This window comes from Oleiphilus sp. HI0128 (assembly GCF_001635365.1).
Genome location: NZ_LWGG01001441.1, coordinates 1 through 1133, shown reverse-complemented (window position 1 = coordinate 1133; position 1133 = coordinate 1). Strand labels below are relative to the sequence as shown.

At 45.1% G+C, this 1133-nt stretch carries 2 protein-coding genes; one reads left to right on the top strand and one right to left on the bottom strand.

From position 1 onward, the window contains the following. A partial coding sequence (locus A3763_RS29150) for a hypothetical protein (protein WP_197483081.1) occupies positions 1-426 on the top strand: 426 nt, incomplete at its 5' end. A gap of 81 nt (positions 427-507) precedes the next feature. Here A3763_RS29150 and A3763_RS23815 read toward each other — a convergent pair. After that, positions 508-1029, bottom strand: a complete 522-nt coding sequence (locus A3763_RS23815; protein ID WP_255376640.1) for an Ig and FN3 domain-containing protein — start codon at positions 1027-1029, stop codon at positions 508-510. Positions 1030-1133: the final 104 nt, after the last annotated feature.

The following is a 1133-nucleotide window of genomic DNA, read 5'->3' as shown; positions in this document are numbered from 1 at the left end:
CTATTTCAACTTCGTAGTGCAATTGATGAAAATTTAGCTGGAAGTGTCCAGGACGCAGCCCTTAGTGAAGGGGTAATCTCTCGAGCCTTTTTTAACCTTAGCTCTGTTCAAAAGGGTTTGTCTGAAATGCCTGCTGAAGAGCGACAGATAGAGATAGATAATATTCGGCGCCAGTTAGGTTATTCAGAAGAGCAAATTGAAACACTTGCTGCAAAGGACCAAGAACGTGAGGCGAGATGGCAAACTGGTTACGCCTATATGGCTGAGCGAGCTGAATTGGTGGCGAGCCTTGATGCAGAACAGCTTGATGAGTCTCTTGCCGAGCTTAGGCAAAAATACTTTGAGCATGAAGCTGTTACGATTCAAAGGGAAGAGGAAATGGACTTCTGGCGTTTTAACAGGCCTAGGAAGTTTGGTAATAACTAAGAGTCGCGTATGCCAACACTTCTAGCTAAGGAGAGGAGATACGCTATTCACCTCTGTGGCTGAATAGCGTTAACAAGTGCTTTAAGGGATGTCGATAGAAATCGTTTCAGAGAATTGGCTTTGAATCTCATTGCTATCGACTGTTGCAATACGCAGGTACATTGTTCCTGATTGCACATCGCTGATTATGTAGTTGTAGGTCTCACTACCTGTGCTGTTAATACGAATGCTTTGGTTTAGCTCGGTGTTGTTATAAGCATATTCGATAACATATGCTGAAATTTCACTACTTTCCAGTGCGCTGCCGTCTTCACGTGTGCTTGGCGCAGACCAGCTTAGCTCGAGTGAAGAAGGTAGAGAGTTAACCGAGACCAAGGCTTCTTGTGAGTAAGCTTCACTGCTGGCATTACTGACGACTACAGAATATAAGCCGGTATCTTCGATACCCGCATTGCTGATGCTCAAGTCCTGCGAATTAGCGCCAACTAACTCTTCGCCATTGAATAGCCACTGATATGAGAATGGGCCGTCTCCGCTAGTGCGAACTGTTAAGTCTACACTTTCACCCGCGTTGATCTCTTGTGAATAGGGCTGCTGGGTTATGCTTACCGGTACACTTATAGATAATACGCTTAGGTTTGCACTGAAAGATGTAGCGGAGCCTTGCGTGTTACTACTGTCACATCATAGCTCCCTGCATCACTTAA